Annotated in this window: 26 protein-coding genes; 16 read left to right on the plus strand and 10 right to left on the minus strand. The window is 41.0% G+C overall.

Annotated features, from left to right (window positions below; genetic code table 11):
* Positions 1-10 precede the first annotated feature (10 nt).
* Complete coding sequence (locus MKZ11_RS06775) at positions 11-1,123, plus strand: GNAT family N-acetyltransferase (RefSeq protein ID WP_340793235.1); 1,113 nt, start codon at positions 11-13, stop codon at positions 1,121-1,123.
* A gap of 222 nt (positions 1,124-1,345) precedes the next feature.
* Here the strand turns inward: MKZ11_RS06775 and MKZ11_RS06780 are convergent, their stop codons facing one another.
* Positions 1,346-1,492, minus strand: coding sequence for a lmo0937 family membrane protein (locus tag MKZ11_RS06780; RefSeq protein WP_445327031.1), 147 nt, complete (start codon positions 1,490-1,492; stop codon positions 1,346-1,348).
* A gap of 129 nt (positions 1,493-1,621) precedes the next feature.
* On the opposite strand from MKZ11_RS06780, the gene mntR reads away from it, so the two are divergent.
* The 5 genes from mntR (at position 1,622) to MKZ11_RS06805 (ending at position 5,042) form a co-directional block, all read left to right on the plus strand.
* Positions 1,622-2,047 (plus strand): transcriptional regulator MntR, encoded by a 426-nt coding sequence (mntR, locus tag MKZ11_RS06785; protein WP_340793238.1) that lies wholly within the window; start codon positions 1,622-1,624, stop codon positions 2,045-2,047.
* A complete protein-coding gene (locus MKZ11_RS06790; protein WP_340793240.1) occupies positions 2,047-2,904 on the plus strand; it encodes a CvfB family protein in 858 nt (285 codons plus the stop codon). Before mntR ends, MKZ11_RS06790 begins: the two co-directional genes overlap by 1 nt.
* A gap of 66 nt (positions 2,905-2,970) precedes the next feature.
* Complete coding sequence (locus MKZ11_RS06795; protein WP_340793242.1) at positions 2,971-3,861, plus strand: DUF1002 domain-containing protein; 891 nt, start codon at positions 2,971-2,973, stop codon at positions 3,859-3,861.
* A gap of 61 nt (positions 3,862-3,922) precedes the next feature.
* The gene (locus MKZ11_RS06800; RefSeq protein WP_340793244.1) at positions 3,923-4,204 is read left to right on the plus strand and encodes a GNAT family N-acetyltransferase; all 282 of its coding nucleotides are present in this window, start codon (positions 3,923-3,925) and stop codon (positions 4,202-4,204) included.
* Between the two features lie 364 nt (positions 4,205-4,568).
* The gene (locus MKZ11_RS06805; RefSeq protein WP_340793246.1) at positions 4,569-5,042 is read left to right on the plus strand and encodes a DUF4064 domain-containing protein; all 474 of its coding nucleotides are present in this window, start codon (positions 4,569-4,571) and stop codon (positions 5,040-5,042) included.
* A gap of 58 nt (positions 5,043-5,100) precedes the next feature.
* Here MKZ11_RS06805 and MKZ11_RS06810 read toward each other — a convergent pair whose 3' ends face one another.
* Positions 5,101-5,595, minus strand: a complete 495-nt coding sequence (locus MKZ11_RS06810) for a GNAT family N-acetyltransferase (RefSeq protein WP_340793248.1) — start codon at positions 5,593-5,595, stop codon at positions 5,101-5,103.
* A gap of 98 nt (positions 5,596-5,693) precedes the next feature.
* Between MKZ11_RS06810 and MKZ11_RS06815 the strand changes: the two genes are divergently transcribed.
* From MKZ11_RS06815 to MKZ11_RS06835, 5 genes are all read left to right on the plus strand, one after another.
* Positions 5,694-6,155: a GNAT family N-acetyltransferase gene (locus MKZ11_RS06815; protein ID WP_340793251.1), complete on the plus strand. Its 462-nt coding sequence runs from the start codon at positions 5,694-5,696 to the stop codon at positions 6,153-6,155.
* A gap of 65 nt (positions 6,156-6,220) precedes the next feature.
* Positions 6,221-6,574, plus strand: a complete 354-nt coding sequence (locus tag MKZ11_RS06820) for a hypothetical protein (RefSeq protein ID WP_340793253.1) — start codon at positions 6,221-6,223, stop codon at positions 6,572-6,574.
* Between the two features lie 201 nt (positions 6,575-6,775).
* Positions 6,776-7,585: a helix-turn-helix domain-containing protein gene (locus MKZ11_RS06825; protein ID WP_340793255.1), complete on the plus strand. Its 810-nt coding sequence runs from the start codon at positions 6,776-6,778 to the stop codon at positions 7,583-7,585.
* A gap of 57 nt (positions 7,586-7,642) precedes the next feature.
* Positions 7,643-8,503, plus strand: coding sequence for a membrane protein insertase YidC (gene yidC, locus MKZ11_RS06830; protein ID WP_340793257.1), 861 nt, complete (start codon positions 7,643-7,645; stop codon positions 8,501-8,503).
* 103 nt (positions 8,504-8,606) lie between these two features.
* Positions 8,607-8,855, plus strand: coding sequence for a hypothetical protein (locus MKZ11_RS06835; RefSeq protein ID WP_340793259.1), 249 nt, complete (start codon positions 8,607-8,609; stop codon positions 8,853-8,855).
* 65 nt (positions 8,856-8,920) lie between these two features.
* Here the strand turns inward: MKZ11_RS06835 and MKZ11_RS06840 are convergent, their stop codons facing one another.
* On the minus strand, positions 8,921-10,075 hold the full coding sequence (locus MKZ11_RS06840; protein WP_340793261.1) for a 3-phenylpropionate MFS transporter: 1,155 nt from the start codon (positions 10,073-10,075) through the stop codon (positions 8,921-8,923).
* Between the two features lie 115 nt (positions 10,076-10,190).
* Here MKZ11_RS06840 and MKZ11_RS06845 point away from each other — a divergent pair, with 115 nt between their 5' ends.
* Complete coding sequence (locus MKZ11_RS06845; RefSeq protein WP_340793262.1) at positions 10,191-11,099, plus strand: M15 family metallopeptidase; 909 nt, start codon at positions 10,191-10,193, stop codon at positions 11,097-11,099.
* A 252-nt stretch (positions 11,100-11,351) separates the two neighbouring features.
* On the opposite strand, the gene cls is transcribed toward MKZ11_RS06845, so the two are convergent.
* Complete coding sequence (gene cls / locus MKZ11_RS06850; protein WP_340793264.1) at positions 11,352-12,803, minus strand: cardiolipin synthase; 1,452 nt, start codon at positions 12,801-12,803, stop codon at positions 11,352-11,354.
* 237 nt (positions 12,804-13,040) lie between these two features.
* Here cls and MKZ11_RS06855 point away from each other — a divergent pair, with 237 nt between their 5' ends.
* Positions 13,041-14,366, plus strand: a complete 1,326-nt coding sequence (locus tag MKZ11_RS06855; RefSeq protein WP_340796939.1) for an L-cystine transporter — start codon at positions 13,041-13,043, stop codon at positions 14,364-14,366.
* A 472-nt stretch (positions 14,367-14,838) separates the two neighbouring features.
* Here MKZ11_RS06855 and MKZ11_RS06860 read toward each other — a convergent pair whose 3' ends face one another.
* On the minus strand, positions 14,839-16,086 hold the full coding sequence (locus MKZ11_RS06860; RefSeq protein WP_340793266.1) for a helix-turn-helix domain-containing protein: 1,248 nt from the start codon (positions 16,084-16,086) through the stop codon (positions 14,839-14,841).
* A gap of 99 nt (positions 16,087-16,185) precedes the next feature.
* Here MKZ11_RS06860 and MKZ11_RS06865 point away from each other — a divergent pair, with 99 nt between their 5' ends.
* Positions 16,186-17,484 carry an MFS transporter gene (locus tag MKZ11_RS06865; protein ID WP_340793267.1) on the plus strand — a complete coding sequence of 433 codons (1,299 nt, stop codon included), beginning with the start codon at positions 16,186-16,188 and terminating at the stop codon, positions 17,482-17,484.
* A gap of 19 nt (positions 17,485-17,503) precedes the next feature.
* Complete coding sequence (locus MKZ11_RS06870; protein ID WP_340793268.1) at positions 17,504-18,793, plus strand: S41 family peptidase; 1,290 nt, start codon at positions 17,504-17,506, stop codon at positions 18,791-18,793.
* A gap of 136 nt (positions 18,794-18,929) precedes the next feature.
* Here MKZ11_RS06870 and MKZ11_RS06875 read toward each other — a convergent pair whose 3' ends face one another.
* The 3 genes from MKZ11_RS06875 to MKZ11_RS06885 form a co-directional block, all read right to left on the minus strand.
* Positions 18,930-20,105 carry an MFS transporter gene (locus tag MKZ11_RS06875; protein ID WP_340793270.1) on the minus strand — a complete coding sequence of 392 codons (1,176 nt, stop codon included), beginning with the start codon at positions 20,103-20,105 and terminating at the stop codon, positions 18,930-18,932.
* Positions 20,106-20,480: 375 nt separating this feature from the next.
* Entirely contained in the window at positions 20,481-20,630 is a 150-nt protein-coding gene (locus MKZ11_RS06880; protein WP_340796940.1) for a cation transporter, read from the minus strand.
* Positions 20,631-20,636: 6 nt separating this feature from the next.
* Complete coding sequence (locus MKZ11_RS06885) at positions 20,637-20,879, minus strand: metal-sensitive transcriptional regulator (RefSeq protein ID WP_340793271.1); 243 nt, start codon at positions 20,877-20,879, stop codon at positions 20,637-20,639.
* 342 nt (positions 20,880-21,221) lie between these two features.
* Here MKZ11_RS06885 and MKZ11_RS06890 point away from each other — a divergent pair, with 342 nt between their 5' ends.
* Positions 21,222-21,362, plus strand: a complete 141-nt coding sequence (locus tag MKZ11_RS06890; protein WP_340793272.1) for an Lmo0850 family protein — start codon at positions 21,222-21,224, stop codon at positions 21,360-21,362.
* Positions 21,363-21,514: 152 nt separating this feature from the next.
* Here the strand turns inward: MKZ11_RS06890 and MKZ11_RS06895 are convergent, their stop codons facing one another.
* Positions 21,515-22,693 carry an FtsW/RodA/SpoVE family cell cycle protein gene (locus MKZ11_RS06895; protein WP_445327032.1) on the minus strand — a complete coding sequence of 393 codons (1,179 nt, stop codon included), beginning with the start codon at positions 22,691-22,693 and terminating at the stop codon, positions 21,515-21,517.
* A gap of 58 nt (positions 22,694-22,751) precedes the next feature.
* Positions 22,752-23,939 (minus strand): FtsW/RodA/SpoVE family cell cycle protein, encoded by a 1,188-nt coding sequence (locus MKZ11_RS06900; RefSeq protein ID WP_340793274.1) that lies wholly within the window; start codon positions 23,937-23,939, stop codon positions 22,752-22,754.
* Positions 23,940-24,009: the final 70 nt, after the last annotated feature.

Below are 24,009 nucleotides of genomic sequence, written 5' to 3' on the forward strand. Positions count from 1 at the left end.
GCGAATTCTAATGCATTTACAAGAATGGACAATGGAAGAGCAGGAGCAACTTATTCATTTCATGACAACTAATACGTGGCCTTACCATGACAACTCCGATCCGGGACGTCATCTGATTGAAAAAACAATCGAAGAGGGCGGCTATGAATCGGATGAAGTGAAAACATTCTGGGTAGAAAATGAATCCGGAGAAAAAGTGGGTATTGTAAAAATTTATGATCTGCAAGATGAGATACCCTTGTTCGATTTACGTATTGCAGATATGTCGAGAGGGTACGGCTACGGTCCGAAAGCCCTCCGTCTTGTGGCGGAATATGTATTCGGGCTACCAGGCAAGAAAATTCGTCTCGAAGGTCATACAAGGCAAGATAATCTTGCGATGCGAAAAACGTTCGAACGTGCTGGTTTTGTCAAAGAAGCACATCTTCGGAAAGCTTGGTTTTCTCCTAAAGAGAATTCCTATTATGATGCAGTGACTTACGGCATTACACGTGAAGATTTTATGGCGGGAACGACTACGCCTGTTATTTGGGAAGACGGAGAGAAATCACGGGCTTCCACTCCTTCTCCGCGTATTCCGGATTTCACGGATTCATTCGAATCGGAACGCCTCATCATTCGAGCGCCTGAACTTGGTGATGCGTCAGATGCTTGGAACGCGATTCGAAATTCTTTACCTGCACTTCGTAAGTGGATGCCATGGGCACAACCTGAACCGGAACTGCATATGACAGAAGAAAGCTTGCGAAAGGCAATTGCAAATTTCATCACAAGACAAGACCTTCGCTTCCATGTTTATCATAAAGAAACGGGAAGGTTCATAGGTTCTTCAGGTCTTCATCGAATCGATTGGTCAATCCCGAAGTTTGAAATCGGCTACTGGCTCGCTACGGAATTTGAAGGTCAGGGCTATATGACAGAAGCCGTTAAACGTATTGAACAATTTGCATTCGAACAACTAGGAGCACGCAGGGTGGAAATTCGTTGCGACGAAGAAAACATGAAAAGCCGCAGTGTCGCAGAACGTGCGGGATTTACTCTCGAAGGCATTTTAAAACAAGATTCTTTATCACCCGACGGTAATATTTTACGAAATACATGCATCTATGCGAAAATAGACTAAATAAGGAATGCAGCTTAAGTGCGCGACGTCCTGTCGCAACAGCTGCATGACCTACTTCGTGTAGGTCCAAGCTCTAGGCGCCGTCTAGCCCCGAAAAGTGCTGGAGGTCTTGCAGAAAAAGGCGTTCTTTGCCTTTATCTGCAAGACTGAAGCGACTCGAGGGGCTGGCGCTTGTAGTTAGACATTAAAAAGGGATGCCGACTAATGTCGACATCCCTTTCGTTACACGCTTCGTTTTCCGGTTATGAGGTTGATAATAAATACGATAACCGCAATTACAAGAAGAATATGAATTAGCCCGCCACCTATTTTAAAAACGAGACCGAGTAACCAAAACACAAATAATGCTACAATAATTAACCAGAGAATTCGACCCATGTGATTCACCCCTTTACTTTGTACTCTAAATTTACCCCCGACTATAAAAAGTTAAACATGGTGCGTTTGAACAGGAGTAAATGGGAATGAGTCCGGGCATACATACTGGAGGCGTTAAGATTGGCAACACCAGGTATGGAAGATTATCTTGAACAGATTTATTTGCATATCGAAGCGAAAGGTGTGGCACGTGTATCGGATGTTGCTGAATCATTGGCAGTACTCCCTTCATCCGTTACAAAAATGGCACAGCGGCTTGATAAGGAAGGCTATATTAGCTATGAACGTTACAAAGGTCTTGAGTTGACGAAAAAAGGATTCTCTTTTGGAAAAAAACTTGTTCGTCGTCATGAACTTCTTGAACAATTTCTTCGCATTATTGGAGTTGATGAGGAAAATATCTATGGCGACGTAGAAGGAATTGAACATCACTTAAGCTGGAACGCAATGGATCGAATAACGGATCTTGTTGAAGCAATGGGACAGGATAATGAGTTTGTCAGAAAATTACGGGTAATGGATCAGAAGGAAGAGGATGATAAATAATGGAACAACTTAAATCAGGCTATATAGCTGAATTAGAAGTGTTGGAGCAAGACGGTTCAAGATGGGTATTGGATGGCGATGGCGATCATATAATGATGAATGCATCTGATGCTGATGAAACGATCCAAGAAGGGGACAAGGTACATGTCTTCCTCTATACGAACAGGCGCGGAGAACTCTCTGCAACGATGCAAATGCCGAATATGACAGCTGACACGTTTGGTTGGGCACGTGTGATACGTGTTGATGATCATGAAGGTGTCTATGTTGATATCGGCTCTTCATTCGAAGTGCTAGTGAATAAGAATGATATGCCAAAAGTTCGTGCACTTTGGCCAAAGATAGATGATGCGTTGTATATGACACTCCGAATGGATTTGGGCGGCACGATTTTCGGCAGGCTCGCCACAGAAGAACGAGTTATGGAACAAATCGTCGAAGCACCAACATCTCTATTTAATATGGACGTCAAGGCCAGAGCTTACCGGTTGTTGCCGGTCGGTTCATTTATGCTCAGCGTACCGGAAAATTACCGTGTTTTTATCCACAATACAGAGCAGGAGCGGGAACCGCGTCTGGGACAGGAAATGAATGTGCGCATTATTGGCGTCCGTGATGATGGAACGTTGAATGGTTCGATGCTGCCACGTAAAGAAGAGCGCTTGGGAGACGATGCTGAAAAACTTCTGCGTTACTTAAACGAAGTCGGGGGACGGATGCCGTTTACTGACAAATCAACGCCTGATGAGATTAAGGAAATGTTCAATTTAAGTAAGGCGTCATTCAAACGGGCGCTCGGAAAACTTATGAAAGAGGGCAGAATTGAACAGGGCGATGGATGGACAATGTTAAAATGAATCTGGGACGCGGGAACTTTTCCGGCTTTGAATCGTATTAATTTGTAGTAAGAAGGGGGGATTTTCATGAAACGTCTTCTGACGATGTTGGCGGCGGCTGTACTGGCAATCGGAGTTTTAGTTCCGAGAACTGTCAGTGCGGAGGATCCAGTCATCAATGAAAAGCTTGGCGTACCGATTGTCGTATATGGCGCAGATTTGTCGGATTCTGAAAAGGAAAGTGTGAAGAAAAGCCTGGGTGTTGAAAAGGAAGCGGAAGTAGAAGAAATAACAGTTGACGGCAATGATCTTGTGAAATATATTGAAAATGGCAATGGTAAAGCAAGAATGTATTCTTCTGCTAAAATCACGAGGCAGGAAGAAGGTAAAGGGCTTGTCATCACGATTGTTACGCAGGACAATATTACAGAAGTAACGCCGGAAATATATGCAACTGCCATGATGACGGCAGGAATTGAAGATGCGATTGTTGAAGTGGCATCGCCTAAAAAAGTAACGGGTCATTCGGCACTCGTCGGTATTTATAAAGCATATGAAGTGACTGGTGAAAAACTCGATACGGAACGGACAGACGTTGCAAACGATGAATTGAACCTAGCAACGAAATTTGCAAAAGAATCTGGTGTCGACAGTGACAAAGTAGCTGAACTGCTAACAGAAATAAAAAAACAAATCTCAGAGAAAAACCCAGCGACTAAAGAAGATGTTGAGAAAATTGTGACTGAGCAGATGAAGAAACTCAACATCAATCTAAGTGATGCGGATCGTCAATTACTCATAGACTTAATGGATAGAATCCGAAACTTAGATATCGATTTCAATAAATTATCCGAGCAATTATCGGATATGACCTCGAAAATAAAAGAGAAAATTGGCGACATTGACCCGGGTTTTTGGGAAAGTGTGAAGGAATTCTTCGCTAATCTATTTGAATCCATACAGTCATGGTTTAAATAATCGAGAAACAAAGTAGAGTGCTCTATTGTGAAATTGAATTTCTTAAAAAGGGGGAGTTTAGATGGAATTCCAATTTGTTGAACTAGGCGGAGACGCTTTTGCGTTTCGTTATGAAGAAGGCGGAAAAGTGCTGGCTGAAATTACATGGACAATTCTTGGAGATGTTATGGTGATGGATCATACATTCGTTTCACCAGAACTTCGAGGCCAAGGCATCGCGAAAAAAATCCTAGACCGTGCGGCTGACTATGCACGGGAACAAGAGCTGAAAATGGAACCTGTCTGCTCATATGTAGTGACAGCGTTTGAACGTTATAAAGATTATGATGACGTCAAAGTATAAAAAATAGCATAATAAAAGGCAATCCGTTTTATAGATACAACGACGGATTGCCTTTTAAATTTCATTTGAAAAAGTTGGAATCATTCATATCCCTCACAGTAATGTAATGAAGTACAATATGCCAGTTAACACTGAAGCACCGGCGACAGTATACATCATGTCGGATTGACTGAAAATCAGTTTTTTCTCCATTTGTATCGTCCCCTTTCTTATTCAAACTGTAATGCCTGAATACATACTAAATACCCCCATTTCTCGCCAGGGAAACATCTTTGTTGTATTCTGTCTAATAATGTGGGGGAAATGAAACCTATTCTACTGCTAAACGTATAGTCATATATAGATTAAGAGAGGAGTGTATTTAATGAGCCGCACTGCGGAAAAGATTTTATCGATAATAAGTGTCCTATTTACTGCAATAGGGATCATCTTAAGTTTTATGGTACTGGCTTTATTTAACTTTTTGAAGTCGGAGCCAACATTCCGTGTAGATTTCGATTTGGAGATGATGGCGTTTGACCCAACGCTAACAACTGCGGATTTAGATGTAATCTATTCGAACTTTTTCCTTGTTGGGAACTTTATGTGGCTGTTCATTATCAGCTTCATCATCAGCTTGATTTTAACGATTATCGGAATCGTTAACATATGGAATAACAAAAACCCTAAACTTGCCGGGATTATGTTCATTATCGGAGGTTTGACTGCGGGGATAATTTCTGTGACTTCGATCCTTCTTTACATTGCAGGTATTCTTTGTCTTGTAAAGAAACCACCATTGACAGATGAACCACAGTTTGTAGATGACCAGTATAATGGAACAATGAGACCTTTATGAGCTAGACAGAATAAAAAAACGCTTTCCCAAAATTAGAGGAAAGCGTTTTTTTAAATCACTAGGCAAGTACGGGATTATGAATATAATATACATATTGGGCTGTTTCCACAGGCAAACCTTCGAAATATTCTTCAAAGATATCGAGCAGTTCGAAGCCCTGGTTTTCATAAAAAGCTCGTCCAATTGCATTTCGTTCATCCACATAGACGAACAATTGCTGGGCATCCGAAAGTATAGACAACGCATACTCAAGTAACTTTTTCCCATAGCCGCTTTTTTGATGCGATGGTAAAATATACATAGCAGTCAATTCAGAATCGCCATCTTCATCTTTTTTTGTGAAATTGGCGAATCCAACAGGAACACCATTGCATTCAGCTACGAGCACGCAGGTTTTCTCCATACGTTTCAAAATCATTGCATCCGAATAGGAGCAATCGATAAATTTCTTCTGGATTTCTTCTGGAATAATATCTTTATAAGTTGCATTCCAAGTATTACGAACAATTTGTTGAACGTGCACACTATCCTTGGCAGTCATAGGTCGGATCATTGCACTGTCACCTCTGCATTTCTTTTGGCTATCATAACAAAAAAAGAGGGTAAACACTACCGTTGTAATGAAAATGATATATATGGGAGAGTTATATTATGAAGTGGACTTATCAAGAATTTGGAGAATTAAGCGGACATGAAGTATATGAAATATTGAAGCTGCGGGTTGATGTATTTATCGTTGAGCAAAATTGTGCGTACCACGAGGTTGACGGTCACGACTACAATGCGATTCATATATGTTGCACTGACGATGAAGGACTAGCCGCCTATGCCCGGCTGATTCCCGGGGGTGTGAAGTACATTGAACCGTCTATTGGCCGTGTTATCATCAGAGAGGACAGGAGGGGTACGGGACTTGCCCATATGCTCATGGAACGAAGCGTCGACTTTATGAAAAGTCATTGGAAACCTGAAAAGATTCGCCTGCAAGCCCAACACCATCTAGTTGGCTTTTATGGTAAGCATGGATTTGAAGCGGTTTCAGAGCCTTATGCCGACGATGGGATTCCACATGTTGATATGATTTTAATAAACCTGGAAAATGAAAGTTTCTAAACTGGCATATGCGGGTATACTCTATGCATAGTGTATTTTTATTAAATCTGAGAGGAATGATTTAAATGGCTCGTAAACGAAATAATAACTTATTGCTTGCAACAATTGCGGCAGGGGCTTACGCCTATTTCAGTAAAAAAGAAAATAGGGACAAGGCACAAGTCGCATTTAACAACATGAAAACGAAAGTAGATTCCTTCATTGAATCACAAAAGTTAAACCGCTCTCCTGAAACTAAAGTTGGTCATTCAGATCCTTATGATCTTCAAGACAATAAAATGGTAAGTGAGGGTGCTCAAACGAGTGTTCATTATTATAACCAGGAAGTAGAAGACGATGTGGAGATGACTCCGGAAACAGACGGACTCTATCATAAAAAAGAACAAAATGAACCTGGTGTGGAACAATCCTCTCAATAAAATTGAGGATTGTAACGAACAAAAGGCGCTTTCTATTAGGAAGCGTTTTTTGTTCTGAGTTAAGAAACAATAAAGTTGGGGAACAGATTATAACATAGAGACTTCACAACTAGGCATCAGCGCTAATAACTAGGGAAAAATTAAGTCGGAGTATGGAATAAAGAATAAAAACTTATTAACTATTGGCAAAGAGGTGGATAGGTGAAAGTTACTTATGACAGACGACAACCAGAAATCGATAATGTTCCCATTGATGAGATGAAGCAGCATGACTCTTATGAGAAAAATGAAAACTTTTTTGGAATGGAAGAGAAATTATTGAATCATCTGTTTCGAGCTGAAAAAGAAGAAGCGCAACAAGAGATTAGAATCATTTTGGATTCTTTGATAATGCATACAGAACATAAAGATATTGATGTCATAAAATATTATTTGATTAGCCTTTCATCGCTGGTAGCAAGACATTTGGAGAAAAACACTCATACTCCGCACAGGGCATTTGATTTCAATTTAGATTGTTTCATTCTGATTGACTCGAAGTTGAATGAAAAAAATAGGATTGAGTTTGTTGATGACTTGATTGAATTTTATACACATATACTTGCAGAGACAAAGCAGCCAGAACTAATACACGGCACAGTAAACGATGTCATCGACTTTATTAACAATAATGTGGAATCTGCGATGACCGTCGAAGAAATTGCAAAAATAGTTAATATTAGTACGAGCCATTTATCTCGAATTTTTCGAGAGCATACAGGTACTACGCTTGTAGAATATATTGCAATTCGTAAAGTGGAGGAATCACAGTACCATCTGCGCTTTTCAGAAGATAAAATTTCTGACATATCTGACCGTTTTCATTTTTGCAATCAAAGCTATTTCACACGCATATTCAAGAAGTATACAGGGCAAACTCCTAGGCGATTTCGAAGCAGTCTGGCAGGAGAATATTTTCGTTACACCATTAATGGGGAAGAAAAAAATTTCCTTGACGGTCAATCGTTGTAATTTTAGGACTAGGTAAGGTATACTTTTTAATAGTTTGAAATAGTGAAGGTGAATCTAATGAAGAAGAAAATTGGATTAGTCGCGATGTTAATGACCACTGCCGTTTTCTTGAGCGGTTGTGCAGGCATCCAGAACAAAGAAGGTACATTTTATAATATTTTTGTAAAGCCTATGGATTGGTTACTGCATTTTTTCAGTGATTTCTTCAATGGGAATTACGGCCTTGCGATTATACTTATCACGGTATTAATCCGGTTAGTTCTAATGCCGCTAATGCTGAAAAACTATAAATCGCAACAGAATATGAAAATTAAAATGGATGCGCTTCGCCCTGAGATGGAAGACATTCAAAAGCGTTTGAAAGAAGCAAAAGAAAAAGAACAAAAAGATGAGCAAATGAAGCTTCAGCAAGAAATGATGGGGCTGTATTCAAAGCATGGTGTCAATCCGCTTAATATGGGTTGTCTTCCATTAGTCATCCAGATGCCAATCATCATGGGTCTTTACTTTGCGATTCTCAATTCCACTGAAGTACAAACACATGAGTTCCTTTGGTTCAATCTCGGAGAACCCGACATGATCATGATGGTACTTGCCGGGGCGGTCTACTTTGTTCAAGCGCGTGTATCACTCTGGACGATGCCGGAACAGCAGAAGAAACAGATGAAGGCATTTATTTACCTATCGCCGATTATGATTATGTTTATTTCATTCAAAGCGATGGCAGCATTACCTCTTTACTGGGCAGTTGGGGGACTTCTACTTATCTTCCAAACGTATTTAGGCCGCAAGTTCTATTACAAGCATCCTGAAGTAGTGGTAGAAGGTAATGAGGGTATAGTAAGTGAAAAAGAAGAAAAAGCACCAGAGACAAAAAAAGATAAAGTAAAAGAAATAGACACTAAAGATGACAAATGAAAGTAGGCTGAAGAGAAATCTTCGGCCTTTTTTATAGTCAAACTATAGAATTCAAATCTACGCCCACATGGTATGGATTATACAGCCTAGGGAGGTTATCAAAATGCAGTCTAAATGGTTATTTGGAATTGGAATTGTTGCAGCTGCGTTAGCTTCTGTCTATTTCATTGTTAAGCTCGATTTGAACAATGCTGTTCTTTCGATGGTGGCTCTGTTTTCATTGACAAACGGAGCTCGGGCAAAATCATTTCGTGAGCAGGGATTGTTTCGTGAGTCGAAATGGATGTTATGGATGTCACTTTTTTTCGGTTGCGCATTTGTGATATTGCTCATTGTTAGTTTTATTGCATAAAAAGACGTTCACCGGGAACTGAAACCTCTGGTGAGCGTCTTTTTAGATGGAACGATAAATTCAAGTCAATAAACATAGCGTTTCTTAGTTGTCAGCACAATGATGATTGCTGGAACAGAACAGATAATCATACCGAGAAATGCGAGCCGCGGAGAAATGTCGTACAAATAGCCCCCCAGAAATGTTAGGATAGCCGTGCTTAAACTCATGGCGAACGCAGCGTAGATTCCTTGTGCTCCAGCAATTTGATCACGAGGAAGTTTTTCAGAAATAAATTGTATAAACGCGAAATGAGCTAAGCCGAATGACAAGGCGTGAAGTGCTTGAGTACCAATGAAAACAGTTATGTATGGAAATGAAGAGATAAGTATCCACCTTGCCGTGGATCCAATACCCGCTAGTAAAAACATTGTAGAAACTTTGACATTTGCAAGTAATCGATCAGCGTATGTGAAGAACAATATTTCAAATAACACTGCAACGTTCAAGATGATCCCGATATAAAAACCATTAACTCCAAGATCATTTAGAAAAATGAATCCAAAGTTATAATAGGACGCATGCGCGCCTTGTAAAAGAATAGCGAGTATCAGGACAACTGCAAACCCTTTAGAGGTGAAAAGGGCTTTAAAATCAATTGCTCGTTTTGTTGAATTACCTTTTACTGGGTTCAATTGTAAAACTGCCGGTGCTGGGCGCATGAAAAATAGGGTTGCAATGGCTAATCCGGCGATCATTATGTAAAGAATTGCTTTTTCGGTCCAAATAGCTGTAGCAGCCCCAATTAACAAAAGTGCAACTGTGTAACCAATTGATCCAAACGACCGACTTTTGCCGTAATGAATACCTTCTGTCTGCATTAAGATAGACGCGCCGCTCTCAACAGCGGGCAATATCATTGGATAGACTGCACTGAATAAGACCGTAATAATGAGAAGTACAATAGAAGGTGAATCGGGTAAATAGAGGAGCGCTAAAATAAGTGCTGCAAGGGACATCCATTTCATAGCACGAATCAGGGACAGTTTTTGTGTCAGGTATGGAAAAACAAGAAATGTCGATAATGATCGGGCAATCATTCCAGCCCCCATAATAATACTAGCCGCTGTTACGGATAAACCTTTTTCAATTGTTAGCCAGCCGGTCCAATAGGGAAGAAATACACCCCAAGTAAAGAAGAAAACGAAAAAACTGAACGAAAGCCATCTTTGGTTGTTCATCTGATCTGCTCCCTTACAAACTCCTTATTAATGGTAAATTAAATAATAGCACACGCTGACCACAAAGCGAAATGGTGGTAGACTAGATATATATATTGAGAAGGTAGGCTTAGTAATGAAACGAAAAAAAAGCTATTCTAAGAAAAGACATAAAAAACAAGGCAAAGGCCTTACAATTACGTTACTTGTTTCAGCTGTTATCATGATTGGATTGCTGACTTGGCTTGGATTGAATAATTGGGATGTGGACAAAAGTATAAAAAATGCACAGGAAGCCATTGGTATGTCAGTTCCCGCAGAGGACGAGACAGTTGCCCCTGAAACTGATGCAACAGTAGAAGATGATGAGAAGGGAAATGAACAAGAGGAAATACCCGATCAGAAATCACAGGAGCAAACAACACCGCCATCCAAACCCGCTAAAAGCGACAGTACAGACTCAACAAAGTCGGATTCTTCAATTGATAACGGAGGATATATTGAAGGTCAGGTGCTGCCTAAAGAACCAAAATTCATAAACGGGATTTTACTCGCCAATAAAAAATATCCGCTTCCGGCAACATACGCGCCTGGTGAAGACAAAGCAGCGCGTGCGGCATTTGAAAAGATGGCAGCGGAAGCGAAACTTGCAGATTTTAATCTCAATGCTTTCAGCACATATCGCTCATTTGAATACCAAACGACCCTTTACGATAGATATGTTGCTCGTGATGGTAAAAAAGCGGCAGATACGTACAGTGCACGCCCGGGCTATTCCGAACACCAAACAGGGCTAGCGTTCGACATAGGTGAAGTGAATTTTGAACAGCACTTTGCCTCATCATCATTTGGGGAAACGGGAGCAGGGAAATGGGTGGCAGCGAATGCTCACCGTTTCGGTTTCATTATGCGCTACCCAAAAGGGAAAGAACAGATTACTGGATATATGCATGAGGCTTGGCATTTCCGTTATGTTGGCAAGGAAATTGCAGATGAAGTTTTTAAACGAAATATCACATTGGAAGAATATCTAGGGGTCCAATAAATACTTAAGTGACTCAGATCCCCATAGAACAAAAGGGACGTACCGTATTAGCGGCGCGTCCCTTTTGTTTTAAGATAAGAAATTATAAGTTTTACAACCTGGAGCAGTGTCTAGCTCCAGCGCCCAGCCCCTCGGAGGCCCACAGGATGTGGGGTCACACAGACGTTGCCGCAGGACGCGGCGCACCTAGGCTGTGTTCCTTAATCGACTTATGCGTGTCGGGTCTACCAAGGCGCTTGCGCTTTTCTTTTATTATAAGATGGGTGAAAGTAATCGTGAAACTGATTCCTTCAATTTAATGAGACGAGTACGTTCCAAATACATTTCATAGGTCAATTCAGTTGATAATTTCATATCCTGTTCGAAAAGCTCAGCTAATTCATGTGATTTTTCACGATCATAAATGAAGGCATTGACTTCAAAATTCAATTTGAAGCTGCGGACATCGATATTGGCAGTTCCAACAGTTGAAAGTTCATCATCCACAACAATTTGCTTTGTATGCAAAAAGCCATTTTCATATATATATACTTTTGCCCCTGCTTTTAATAATTTACCGACATTTGAATAAGTTGCCCAGTAGACAAACATGTGGTCAGGCTTGTTCGGAATCATTATCCGTACGTCAATTCCAGAGAGACATGCAATGCGCAGCGCGTCCAAAAAGCTGATATCTGGGATGAAATAAGGTGTTTGAATATAAATATATTTCTTCGCAATGAAAATCATTTTTAAATAACCGTCTTTAATCTGTTCCCACTCAGAGTCGGGGCCGCTCGACACGATTTGCATTCCGACGGAACCTTTACGAGGGATAGCCGGGAAGAAATGCTCGGCATACTCGATATCATTTTTTTCAGATGCTTGGTTCCAGTCCAATATAAACCTTGTCTGAAGCGGGTGTACCGCACTTCCTTCAATTCGAAGATGTGTATCACGCCAATAGCCGAACTTCTTGTTCAATCCCAAGTATTCATCGCCCACATTGAACCCACCGACATAACCGATTCGTCCGTCGATAACAACGATTTTGCGATGGTTCCGGAAGTTCATTCGAGGATTGATAAGTGGCATAGTAGCTGGGAAGAATGCTTCAACATCCCCTCCGTTATCAATCAGTTCTTGCAAATGTCTCTTGCGAAGCCCCCGTGAACCGATATCATCGAAGAGCACACGCACTTTCACGCCTTGCTTCGCCTTCTGAATCAAAACGTTTAATAGCCTTTTTCCAAGGGTATCTAATTTGAAAATGTAATATTGAAAATGAATATGATCTTTCGCTTGTTCGAGGTCTTGAATAAGTGCATCGAATTTAGCTGCGCCATCATTAAAGACCTGGACGTCATTGTCTTGTGTTAGAACAGCATGATTGTTCCGGAGATGAAGGTAGATCATATCTTTGTAATGGGCTGTATCATCGAGTCTAAATTCCAAGGTGTCTTCTTCGATTGCTTCAATCTGATAGTCAATCAATTGATCAATTCCGATTTTACTTCGTCCTTCCCAGCGGAAAAGGTGTTTTTCTCTAAGCTGTCTGCCGAGTAAAAGATAGATGAAGAAACCGAAAAATGGAATGAAGAATATAACGAGAAGCCACGCCCAAGTCGAGGTAGGATCTCTTCTTTCTAAAAAAATAAGAGCAATCGCGAGAAATATATTCAATATAAAAACTGCAGTAACTGAAATACTGATTAGCTGAGTCATAAGCGACCTCCTTTACATATAATGCTTATCTTACTAGTATACCGGAAGACTTAGGAAAAAGAAGATAACTATAGCAACTAAATAATAGAAAGCCTACTTGACTGATATGTATTACTGGTTTAGAGTATTATTTATGCTACGCACTTATTTGAAAAACTAGGAGGAAAAAAAGTGAATACATTCTTACTTATTCTGAACATTGCCGGGTTGCTCTTGCTCGTCGGTATACTATATAATATGCATCGCAAAAAGGTTTCGTTTTCAAAACGTGTTTTCACCGGGCTAGGTCTCGGAATCGTATACGGACTTATTTTACACTTTGCATACGGCACAGATTCAACAGTATTGCAGGAGTCTATGCCGTGGTTCAACCTGATAGGAACAGGCTATGTTAAATTACTTCAGATGATTGTTATGCCACTCGTTTTCATTTCAATCCTTGGAGCATTCACAAAAATAACAATCGGCAAGAACTTTGGTAAAATGGCGGGTGTGATATTAGGGCTTCTTATCGGAACAACTGCAATCGCCGCGGTTATCGGAATTTCTGTTACACTTCTTTTTGGCCTCGATGCGAAGGAAATCGTGCAAGGAGAAGCTGAGCTTGCACGTGGCGTTTCTATTGAAGAGCGCTCAGCAGGGATTGCGGACCGTACACTGCCGGATCAGTTAATTGACTTGTTGCCTGCGAATCCGTTTCTTGACTTCACCGGTGCACGACCAACTTCAACAATTGGTGTTGTCATCTTTGCAGCATTCCTTGGATTTGCATATTTGACTCTTACAAGAAAAGATGAAAAAAATGCAGCCACAGTGAAAAAGGGCATCGAAGCGATTTATTCTCTGATCATGGGTGTTGTAAAGATTGTCTTGCGCTTGACTCCATACGGTATTTTAGCGATTATTGCAACCACCGTAGCGACGTCTGACTTTGCAGCTATCTATAGTCTAGGCAAGTTTGTACTTGCTTCATATGTAGCCATTTTGGTTATGTTCGGCATTCACTTAATCATTATTGCACTATCAGGATTAAACCCAATCACATACGTGAAAAAAGCAGGGGAAGTATTGATATTCGCCTTCTCTTCAAGATCAAGTGCAGGCGCGCTTCCGCTAAACATTGATACACAGACGAATCGTCTCGGCGTGCCTGATGGTATTGCCAACTTTGCCGGATCATTCGGCTTATCAATCGGTCAAAACGGTTGCGCAGGAATCTACCCTGCGATGCTCGCAGTAATGATTGCACCATCAGTAGGACAGAATCCACTTGAACCGACATTCCTTATTACCTTGATTGCGATCGTGGCAATCAGTTCATTCGGAGTTGCCGGAGTTGGCGGCGGAGCAACATTCGCTGCGATTCTTGTTCTATCAGCACTTAACTTACCAGTTGTATTAGCAGGACTTCTGATTTCAGTAGAACCGCTCATTGACATGGGTCGTACAGCATTAAACGTCAGCGGCTCCATGACGGCGGGCGTTACAACTGCACGTGTAACAGGCGAACTGGATAAAGACATGTACAACGCTCCGCTTGATAAACAGACAGCTGAAGTATAAGCCGTCTACCGATATACTATGGTAGACCGCTCATATAACATCGAGAGCGCTCATAAGCTGTTACAGACCGCTCATATAACATCGAGGTCGCTCATAAGCTTGTTGCAGACTGCTCATATAACGTTGATAGCGCTCAAAAGCTGTTGCGGACTGCTCATATAACGTCGAGAGCTCCCATAAGCTCGTTGCAGACTGCTCATATAACGTTGATAGCGCTCAAAAGCTGTTGCAGACCGCTCATATAATATCGAGACCGCTCATAAGCTTGTTGCAGACTGTTCATATAACTCGAGACTGCTCATAAGTTGTTACAGACCGCTCATATAACATCGAGGGCGCTCATAAGCTGTTGCAGACCGCTCGTATAACGTCGATAGCGCTCATAAGCTGTTGCAGACCGATCATATAATAGCGATAGCGTTCATAAAATGAAAAAATACCGTAGAAGACGTCATTGTCTTCTGCGGTATTTTTAGTTTGTTATTAATTCGTATGTTTCCATGATGAAGTCTTTGTACGGTGTATGTGGCATTAGTGAAATATTTTCAACTGCAATTTGAATAAGACGGCTTGCCTCACTGGAATTACCAATTTCCAACTGACAAAGGGCTTCGTATGCATCGTGCTCATAAAGGCTAGATAAATCAAAGGGATGATGAATATAATCCGCTATTGTTACTTTTTCTAAAAATGCAATGGCTTCTTTATATTGACCAATTCCATAAAGGGATTTCCCTTTTTCTAAATTGAGAAACGGAATGTATTCATCTGGCGTATCCTTTTTCTCCTGAAGTTTCTCTAAAAGTAAAAGTGCTTCTTTATATGACTTTTTGTATGAATTCAAATAATGGACTTCCGAGAACTCCGTGAAAAACAATGCTTCTTTGTCTTCGGCAAAATCCCCATATTGAGCCAACTTCTTTACATAATATGTGTATTCAATTTCATCTACCTTCATCATGGCATGCGCGGCAGCCAGCCTATATAAGTGGTCGATCCGATAAAATACTTGTTGTTCTTTCGAAAATTTAAAGGCACTTGCCATTACTCGGATAGCGGCTTCTGAATCTCCAACTGCGAAGTGAAGAACTGCTTCCGTATAGTCAAAATCAAGTCGTGTTATTGGATCGATAAAAGTATTAGTTGCTTCAATTTCGGAACGTTCTTGGAGTAGAAATTCCAGAGCCACGGTATAGTTATGTTCTGTGAATTTGACCATCGCCCGGAAAATACCGATTGCGGCACGTCTCGGAATAATGTTCATTCGCTCATATATGCAGGCGGCTCTATCAGCAATTTCTTGCCACCCTTCCGCTTTTTCGTAATAAAGACAGAAGCTATACATTTCTAATAGGCGCGCAGATTCGTACCCTTGTGTTAAATTTTCAGCGTACGGTTCAATGATTGAAATCAGTTGGGCATATTCATCGGTTAGTGCCATTAGTCCGGTATTATAGAGCTTCTCCGATTGCTCCAATATTTCCCTCAGTTCCTGCGTACTCACTTCTTCCAATAGCTCAGTAACTTCAACGCCGAGCCTTTCCGCGATATAAGATAGGCTTTCCATCGAAGGATTCGCCTTGTTATTCTCGATAAGGCTCAGCATGCCTTTCGTTAGCTCGTTGCCCGCCAATGCTTCCAACGTAAGTTTCTGTTGTTTTCTTATTTTCCGTATTCGCTCACCTAACGTTTCGATAAGGCGCACCTCCGAAGTTTTCATCATATAGTTTAATTATATTAAACTTTCTCTTGTGATGGAAGTATCTATCGTGTTAATATTCGTTTAATGAAGTTAAACAATTCAGACAGGGGTGTTTGTATGGAAGAGGTTTTCAAGCTTAAAAAAGCAACCTATCATTTATGGACGTTCACAATCAGCAAGCTTATTTCTTCATTCGGATCGCAAGTATACGCATTCGCTATCAGTTTTTACATTTTACAACTGACAGGATCGGCAACAAGTTTTGCGACGAACCTTATTTGCAACCTTTTACCTCGGACGCTTGTTGCACCTTTTGCAGGCTATGCGGCTGATAAGTATTCAAGAAAGGCAATCGTTATTACAGCCCAAATTGCTTCAACCCTTGCAATCGGGGGGCTTCTGATCGTTAGTCTAACTTCAGGATTATCCTTACTTGCTATCTATACGACAACCGTTGTTTTATCAATTACATCAACATTTTCGGGCGTAACGTTTAGTTCTTCCATTACTGGTCTAGTTGATGAAGAACGAATTCAAAAGGCGATGTCTTTAAATCAGATGTCCATTTCATTTGCGGCAATCGGAAGCCCGGCAGTAGGTGGTTTATTGTACGGAACAGTCTCGATGCCAGTATTTCTCATAATGTATATGATTGCTTCAGTTATTGGAGTGTTTCTCGAATCAACGATGAATTTCAAGTTATTTGCGAAACGTAAAGAAATAGTCGATGGGGAACCGAAGGAATCGATGATGCAGAGTATGAAGGCTGGATTAGCCTATTTAAAATTACAATCAATTCTCATGACATTGATTTGGATTGCTTTATTCATCAACTTCCTATTTGGTGCATTCCAAGTCGGCTATTCATTCATTCTTATTGAAAAGATGAAGATGGCATCGACGCATTTCGGATTGACGGAAGGTGCATTTGCGGTGGGGATGCTGCTATTGTCAATCTATTTGACGATGCGCAAAGAAGTGAAGTATCCGTTGCTTGTCTCAAAGAGAGGCATTCTTGGAATGGGTGTCATTATGGGAAGCATAGCAATTCCCCTTTTCATACCTATGCAATATAGTTTTATGTTTGGCTTTTATTTGTTCATCATGTTCAGCTTTGGAGCAATAATGATTATCGTTAATACGCCCTTGCAAGTAATGATGCAGAAAATGATTGACGATGATTATAAAGGGCGCGTATTTTCTATCCTTGAAACAATGTCGATGGCGCTTATGCCGCTTGGAGTAGTTATCTATGGGTTCTTATATGATCTATTCCCGGCACAATGGATCCTCATTGCATCAAGTCTACTATTGATTGGCACCGTTCTATTCTTAGCAAGACCGTCCGTCGTACGAAAAGCGCATCCGGAACTTGGGGATTCGAAAGCGTTGGAGGCGAAGACAGTTGTTGAATAATGAAATAAGGGGTGGGGAAATGGAAAGAGTTTTCGAAGAAATCGTCCATATTATGAATAATGATTACGCGGGTTGGCAAGATAAAAAAGGGTGTGATAATCCGGAATACTTCAGCGAGAAGATAAGAGGATTACAGGATAGAAATCAGCTTTCTAAAGAAACGTTTAAGGAAATTGTTAAGGATTATTTGATGGATTTCAACGATCATCATATTTTCTTCGCGGCGACGGATTTACAAAATAATGAAAAGCCGAAAGTCCGCGGATTTCGAGTCCGTCGTTTTGAAGAACGTCTTTATGTTACGCATGTTGACTCGGAAAATCGTTTAAAGCCCGGTATGTACTTCGTATCACTTGGAGGACATAGCATTTCTGAATTAAGGGAACGACACCATCGATTGCTAAACGAAAACCATTCTGAACGTGAAGATTGGACTTCAATTCTGTCACTTTATGATGTTGGTGAAATTGAGAGCGACGGGAAAATTCGGAATATCATTTCATTTGATTACTATGAAAAAGAAACCTACACGCCTACTTATTCAGTTCAGCAACTAGCAGATGGAAAAGTGGTCATTACCATGACGGACTTCGCAAATCCCGATGCCATAGCTATGGTGGTAACTGAAAATCAGGCAATCCTTGAATCGGCGGAGCAATGGATCATCGATGTACGTGTCAATTATGGGGGAAGCGATTCCAGTTATTATCCTTTACTCCCATACCTTTTGCCCGAGGAAGGCGTCGACTTGGCAGACGATGAAGAAAAGATGTTATTTAATTGCACGGATGCAAGTGCGAATCGAATAATAGCTGAACTGGATGAAGTTCTTAAACATATTCAAGACGAGCAGGCTCAAGTGTTTTTAAAGGTTTTTAAGAAACAATGGGAGAAGAACAAGGGGAAAGGTTTTGTTGAATTCAACTTCAGTGAAATTATATCTGACACTTTTATCAAGGGGAACGAACTTCCAAAGTCTATTGTTGTATTAACGGACGTAAGGTGTGGCAGTGCTGGTGATTCTTTTGTAGAAGTTTGCAAGAAATCTAGCAAAGTAACCATCATCGGTCGATCAACAATGGGGCTAAATGATTATGCGAACTTAGCAACAAAAAAATGGGACGAAGGATTTGAACTGATGTACCCGACATCCCGACTGTCCCGAATCGATAAAGGGCAAGGGATGACAGGAATCGGAATTGAACCGCATCTGCATATTCCGTGGACGCCTGAACATATAGAACGTGATGTGGATATGGAGATCGCATTTACAATTTCATCTCCGAATCGGCTTGAGATTACCAATTAGGTTGAGCGACAAAGATAAGGCAAACGGATAAAATTGAAGGGAATAATATTACCCTGAAGCTCATAACTTTTTTGTTGGATTTGTGCAATTGCTTTAAAGAAAAACCGCTGGGAGCAATGCCTCCAGCGGTTTTCTATTATTCAGCAACTGTTTCCAAATTCTTGAGCGATTTAGCAGACTTTCTGAACGCAACGATTAGCACAACAGAAACAACTGCAAGAATTGCGGAAATGAAATACATATTGCCGGCTTGTTGCGTGAAAATCCATGTAAATAATAATGGACCGATGATGCGCCCCATATTGTCCATGGAATAGGTCATCCCAGCGGCCGTTCCGTATTTCCCGCCAGACTCTTTTGATGTTAATGAAACGAGAACTGTACGGGCGAGTGCGTTTCCGGCAGTGAAGACACTAAGAGCAAATCCCGCCCAGAAGAGATTGGAAGTGAAAGGAATAAGAAGAAGTCCTAGTGCGGTAACAATCTGCGCACCAATAATCCACTTCGTTTCTGTTCCATTTTTGACACGACGGACGACACCGCCTTGAATCGCTGCATCCACAAAACCACTGGCCATGAATAAGTACCCAAGTTGAAGCGGTGTGATTTCAATTTTTGATATTTGGAACAGTTGGAACGTCGATTCAAGCCCGGCAAGAAGGAATGTCACCATGAACGAGAACAAAAACAGGTAACGGATTCGATATTGCCATAGTGTAGCTCCTCCTTTTGGAAGGATTGCACGTTTATTTGCTTGTCCACGTCGTTCGGGTTCTTTCAAAATGATTCCCGCATACACCATCAGGAACAATGTCAGCGTACCGGACGCTAGGAAAGGCAATTGAAGACTGACATTACCGAGCACACCGCCGATTGCCGGCCCAAAAATGAAACCGAGACCAATCGACATGCCGAGCAGTCCCATATATTTATTGCGGTTTTCTTCATCCGTCATATCTGCAACGAATCCAGTAACAGCGGTGTAAAGAGCACCGGAGAAAATACCGCCGACAACGCGGGACACATACAACAATGGCAAGTTCTCAAGGAATAATGCAAATAGGAAGAAGCTAAGACTGAAGCCGATAAGCCCTGTCAAAATAAGCTTTTTCCTCCCAGTACGGTCTGACAATGCGCCCCAAAGCGGTGCGGTGAAGAATGAGGCAAGGGCATAAACAGTCAGTAAACCGCCGACATGAACTTCAGAAAATCCTTGCTGCAAGATGACTTCCGGAAGGATTGGAATTATAATGCCGAATCCAAGATAAACAAAAAATTGTACGGACATAAGAAGAAGGATTGCTTTTTTCATATTCAAACCCACTTTCTGCTGAATCAATACATTCATTTTACCTGTCATATACTAAACGCACAAAGGATAAGTGTATTTCGCAGATAGCAGGTGTTATCGGATGGTAAGTGTCCAACGAAATCCCTGAAGTGTCCAACCACCCTTCGGAGTGTCCACCCATTTCAGAAAAGCCTCCAACAAACGGGAGAGTGTCCAACAAAATCCCTGAAGTGTCCAACCACCCCCTCGAAGTGTCCACCCATTTCACGTAAGCCTCCAACAAAGCAAAAAAATACTACTCTCCAGGAGGATATAGTGTTTAAAAAAGAACTATAGCCAGCCGCAGTGTTGTTATTGCTAAGTAAATAATGAAATCTCATGCTGTATATATTGAAATTAAGCATCGATTTCAACGCTACTCGATTCAAGATTGACTTTCGCATGTTCAACGCCCGAAAGTTTACTGAGACTTTCTTCTACTGCTTTTACACAATGCCCGCAAATCATACCTGTAACGTTTAGTACTGTAGATTTGTCATAATTTATTCTTCCTCATTTTTTCATCAATTTTGTAATTATAATAAGCAGTTCATCAAGAGCTTCATCGTCGCCTCCAGCAAGTCGGTTTTTGACACAGCCTTTCAGATGACCATCGAGCAGTACTTTTACCACGCTATTAAGTGCAGATTGAGTGACAGAAAGTTGAGTGATAATGTCGTCGCAATATACATCTTTTTCAACCATGCCTTTGATGCCTCTAATTTGCCCTTCAATTCTGTTCAACCGGTGAACCATATTGGTTTTTACGTTCTGGGGATGATGGCTTTTCCGGCATGATTGAATTGCTGTCTCTACTGAAATATCATCTCAGATTAGGTCTTTTGTCAATTTGCCGCCTCTTTACGTTAAGTTAAGTTAATTATACCTAGTGAGGGTATGTTGATGAAATCGATTTTTAAAATTAGAGGTATGAAACATTTACAAAAAGTCCACAATTGTAACAGAATTGAAAGATTAAAAAGTGGACAGGGGTGGTATGATTGTAGTACGAGCAAAATAGAACGACATTTACTTGTGAAAAGAAACTTTACTTATGCGTATTCGTCTATAACTAATAGAAAGGTCGAGGTGGAATAGATGGCTAAAGAAGTTGATTTGAAAAAGATCATCTCCAACTTGGCGAAGTTGGGTGTTTCGGCTACGATGACGAAATCCCGTCTGGAAATGCTGAAAGCCCTTGCGCCACCTGCACAAGACCCGCAAATTCAATCTCAATAATGAAAGTGATCTTATCTAAAAAAAGCTTCGACGGGTTTTACCGTCGAAGCTTTTTTCTTTAAAAGATAAGAAAGTACAAGTTTTTCAACCTAAAGCAATGTCTAGCTCCAGCGCCCAGCCCCTCGGGTCTACCAAGGCGCTTGCGCTTTTCTTTATTCGTCGTCATCCGAACTGAACATATACGTTCGATGATGAAACTTCATACTGAAAACGAGTCCTATCGCGAGCATATTCCCCATTAGCGAACTTCCACCATAACTGATGAAGGGGAGCGGAATACCTGTAATCGGGAGCAATTGAATGGTCATTCCGATATTTTCGAAGACGTGGAATGTGATCATTGCAATAATACCTGCACATATATACGTACTGAATGGATCTTTCAATTCAAGCGTGATCTTAGTCAGATGATAGATGAGGAAGAAGTACAGACAAATGACCAGACTCGCGCCAATAAATCCCCAATCTTCCCCAATCGTCGTAAAAATGAAGTCGGTATGACTTTCCGCAACATATACTTCGCGGCCTTTATAGCCTTTCCCGAAAATCTCTCCTGATCCAATCGCGTTGAGTGAAGTAATAAGATGACGCCCTTCATTCGACGAATAAGAATATGGATCGAGCCATGAATAGATACGTTCAAATTGGTAAGGCGAGAACCCAAGTTTGTTTTGAAGGAAATCTTGTGCATAGAGTGCCATCCAAAGCAATATTGCCCCAATCGTCGCAGTCCCTGCAAACACCGGGAAAATAATTCGCCATGTTATACCTGAAACAACAACGAATACCGCTGTAATCGCAATGAAAACGAGGCCTGTTCCTAGATCAGTCTGCATCATGATGAAAAATAACGGAGGGAATAAAACGGCAACTATTTTCCCGAGTAAATAAAAGTCGGTTTTCAATGTTTTCTTAACAAACTTTTCATGATGCATAGTAATCATGCGAGCCATGCCGATAATGAAAAATGTCTTCATGAACTCCGCTGGTTGGATGCTTCCGATTCCAGGAAGGTGGAACCAGCTTTTTGCTCCATTTCTTCTTGCGACCAGTTCCAAGTGTTCGGGAAGAATGAACAGAAGGGCTAAAATAAATACACCGCCACCATAAATAATCCAGGAAGCTTTTTTATATTGGTCAGGTTCCAAATACATTGTGATGGCGATAATGACACAACTGACAATGTACCATTGAATCTGAGAAGGTACGAAATTTATAGTGTATTGGCCAGTCGTCTGAGCTGAAGCTATCGCAAACAAACTAACAAGGAAAAACATCAGCAGGATAAATGCGAGTGACCAGTCAAAACGCTCCGTGGGTTTATTGTTCATCTTCATATATAATCACCTTGATTCCACTAAAATAGGATTTTTTAATCAGCCAATTTGTTCAGTCTTCCTCATCCGAGTCGAACATATAGGTCCGATGATGGAATTTCATACTGAAAACAAGACCGATTGCGAGCATATTACTCATAAGTGAACTTCCGCCGTAACTGATGAACGGCAGCGGAATACCTGTAATCGGAAGTAATTGGATAGTCATACCCACATTTTCAAACACATGGAATGTGATCATTGCAATAATTCCTGTACAAACATACACACTAAATGGATCCTTTAATTCAATTGCTACTTTTGTTAAATGATAAATGAGTATGAAAAACAATGTAATCACAATACTGGCGCCTATGAAGCCATATTCCTCCCCGATGACACTGAATATGAAATCGGTATGATTTTCAGGAATATATACTTCGCGGCTTTGAAAACCTTTCCCCGTAATTCCACCTGAGCCGATTGCCGTCATAGAAGTTAGAAGGTTGTAGCCTTCATCGGATGGAAAGGAATAGGGATCTAGCCAGGAATAAACCCTTTTAAACTGATAGCGTGAAAAGCCAAGTGTCTCTTCCATGAAATTCTGCGCATAGAGAGCCATCCATAATAACCCTCCGCCAATTGCGGCTGTTCCCGCGAAAAGGGGGAGAAGAATTCTCCATGAAATGCCTGCCACAATTACGATAGCTGCAGTAATCGCGATGAACACAAGGGAGGTCCCTAGATCGGGCTGCTTAACGATGAAAGCGAGCGGAAGGATAAGAACAAACATTATCTTGCCAAGAAGAAGAAAATCATTTTTTAAAGTCTTTTCCTCAAATTTTTCATGGTGTGTACTCACTAGACGTGCCATCCCCAAGATGAAAAACGTCTTTATGAATTCGGAAGGCTGGATTGTTCCAATAGCTGGAAGATGAAGCCATCTTTTAGCACCGAGCCGCATTTCGGCAATCTGTCCCTCTCCTCCTGGAGCGAAAAACAGGAAGACAAGGAGGAAAACGCCAAGCCCATATAAGTACCACGACATCTTTTTATATTGTTCAGGTTCCAAGTACATGGTCATTGCAATAATAAATGCACCTACAATATACCACCTGATTTGCAACGGGACGAAGTTAATCGGATACTGCCCAGATGTTTGAGCGGAAGCGATTGTAAATAAACTTATCAAGCAAAATAGTAATAGAATAAAGGCGAGCGTCCAGTCGAAACGATCCGCTGGCCTGTTTGTCAATTTCATTGAAAGTCACCTGTATTTCTTTATACTTTAGCACCTTTTAGTATAACGCATCGCGGGGACGGATGCATAT

The organism is Sporosarcina sp. FSL K6-1508, assembly GCF_038007465.1.
Taxonomy (GTDB): Bacteria; Bacillota; Bacilli; order Bacillales_A; family Planococcaceae; genus Sporosarcina; species Sporosarcina psychrophila_B.

What these genes read in the sequence shown, in the direction of transcription:
- MKZ11_RS06805 (WP_340793246.1), top strand. Translation starts at nt 4,569, where the DNA reads ATGAGCCGCACTGCGGAAAAGATTTTATCGATAATAAGTGTCCTATTT.
- MKZ11_RS06855 (WP_340796939.1), top strand. Translation starts at nt 13,041, where the DNA reads ATGCATCGCAAAAAGGTTTCGTTTTCAAAACGTGTTTTCACCGGGCTA.
- MKZ11_RS06790 (WP_340793240.1), top strand. Translation starts at nt 2,047, where the DNA reads ATGGAACAACTTAAATCAGGCTATATAGCTGAATTAGAAGTGTTGGAG.
- MKZ11_RS06860 (WP_340793266.1), bottom strand. Translation starts at nt 16,086, where the DNA reads ATGAAAACTTCGGAGGTGCGCCTTATCGAAACGTTAGGTGAGCGAATA.
- MKZ11_RS06875 (WP_340793270.1), bottom strand. Translation starts at nt 20,105, where the DNA reads ATGAAAAAAGCAATCCTTCTTCTTATGTCCGTACAATTTTTTGTTTAT.
- MKZ11_RS06795 (WP_340793242.1), top strand. Translation starts at nt 2,971, where the DNA reads ATGAAACGTCTTCTGACGATGTTGGCGGCGGCTGTACTGGCAATCGGA.
- MKZ11_RS06885 (WP_340793271.1), bottom strand. Translation starts at nt 20,879, where the DNA reads ATGGTTCACCGGTTGAACAGAATTGAAGGGCAAATTAGAGGCATCAAA.
- MKZ11_RS06815 (WP_340793251.1), top strand. Translation starts at nt 5,694, where the DNA reads ATGAAGTGGACTTATCAAGAATTTGGAGAATTAAGCGGACATGAAGTA.
- MKZ11_RS06890 (WP_340793272.1), top strand. Translation starts at nt 21,222, where the DNA reads ATGGCTAAAGAAGTTGATTTGAAAAAGATCATCTCCAACTTGGCGAAG.
- MKZ11_RS06835 (WP_340793259.1), top strand. Translation starts at nt 8,607, where the DNA reads ATGCAGTCTAAATGGTTATTTGGAATTGGAATTGTTGCAGCTGCGTTA.
- MKZ11_RS06845 (WP_340793262.1), top strand. Translation starts at nt 10,191, where the DNA reads ATGAAACGAAAAAAAAGCTATTCTAAGAAAAGACATAAAAAACAAGGC.
- MKZ11_RS06895 (WP_445327032.1), bottom strand. Translation starts at nt 22,693, where the DNA reads ATGAACAATAAACCCACGGAGCGTTTTGACTGGTCACTCGCATTTATC.
- MKZ11_RS06810 (WP_340793248.1), bottom strand. Translation starts at nt 5,595, where the DNA reads ATGATCCGACCTATGACTGCCAAGGATAGTGTGCACGTTCAACAAATT.
- cls (WP_340793264.1), bottom strand. Translation starts at nt 12,803, where the DNA reads ATGACTCAGCTAATCAGTATTTCAGTTACTGCAGTTTTTATATTGAAT.
- MKZ11_RS06800 (WP_340793244.1), top strand. Translation starts at nt 3,923, where the DNA reads ATGGAATTCCAATTTGTTGAACTAGGCGGAGACGCTTTTGCGTTTCGT.
- yidC (WP_340793257.1), top strand. Translation starts at nt 7,643, where the DNA reads ATGAAGAAGAAAATTGGATTAGTCGCGATGTTAATGACCACTGCCGTT.
- MKZ11_RS06840 (WP_340793261.1), bottom strand. Translation starts at nt 10,075, where the DNA reads ATGAACAACCAAAGATGGCTTTCGTTCAGTTTTTTCGTTTTCTTCTTT.
- MKZ11_RS06870 (WP_340793268.1), top strand. Translation starts at nt 17,504, where the DNA reads ATGGAAAGAGTTTTCGAAGAAATCGTCCATATTATGAATAATGATTAC.
- MKZ11_RS06865 (WP_340793267.1), top strand. Translation starts at nt 16,186, where the DNA reads ATGGAAGAGGTTTTCAAGCTTAAAAAAGCAACCTATCATTTATGGACG.
- MKZ11_RS06775 (WP_340793235.1), top strand. Translation starts at nt 11, where the DNA reads ATGCATTTACAAGAATGGACAATGGAAGAGCAGGAGCAACTTATTCAT.
- MKZ11_RS06900 (WP_340793274.1), bottom strand. Translation starts at nt 23,939, where the DNA reads ATGAAATTGACAAACAGGCCAGCGGATCGTTTCGACTGGACGCTCGCC.
- MKZ11_RS06820 (WP_340793253.1), top strand. Translation starts at nt 6,221, where the DNA reads ATGGCTCGTAAACGAAATAATAACTTATTGCTTGCAACAATTGCGGCA.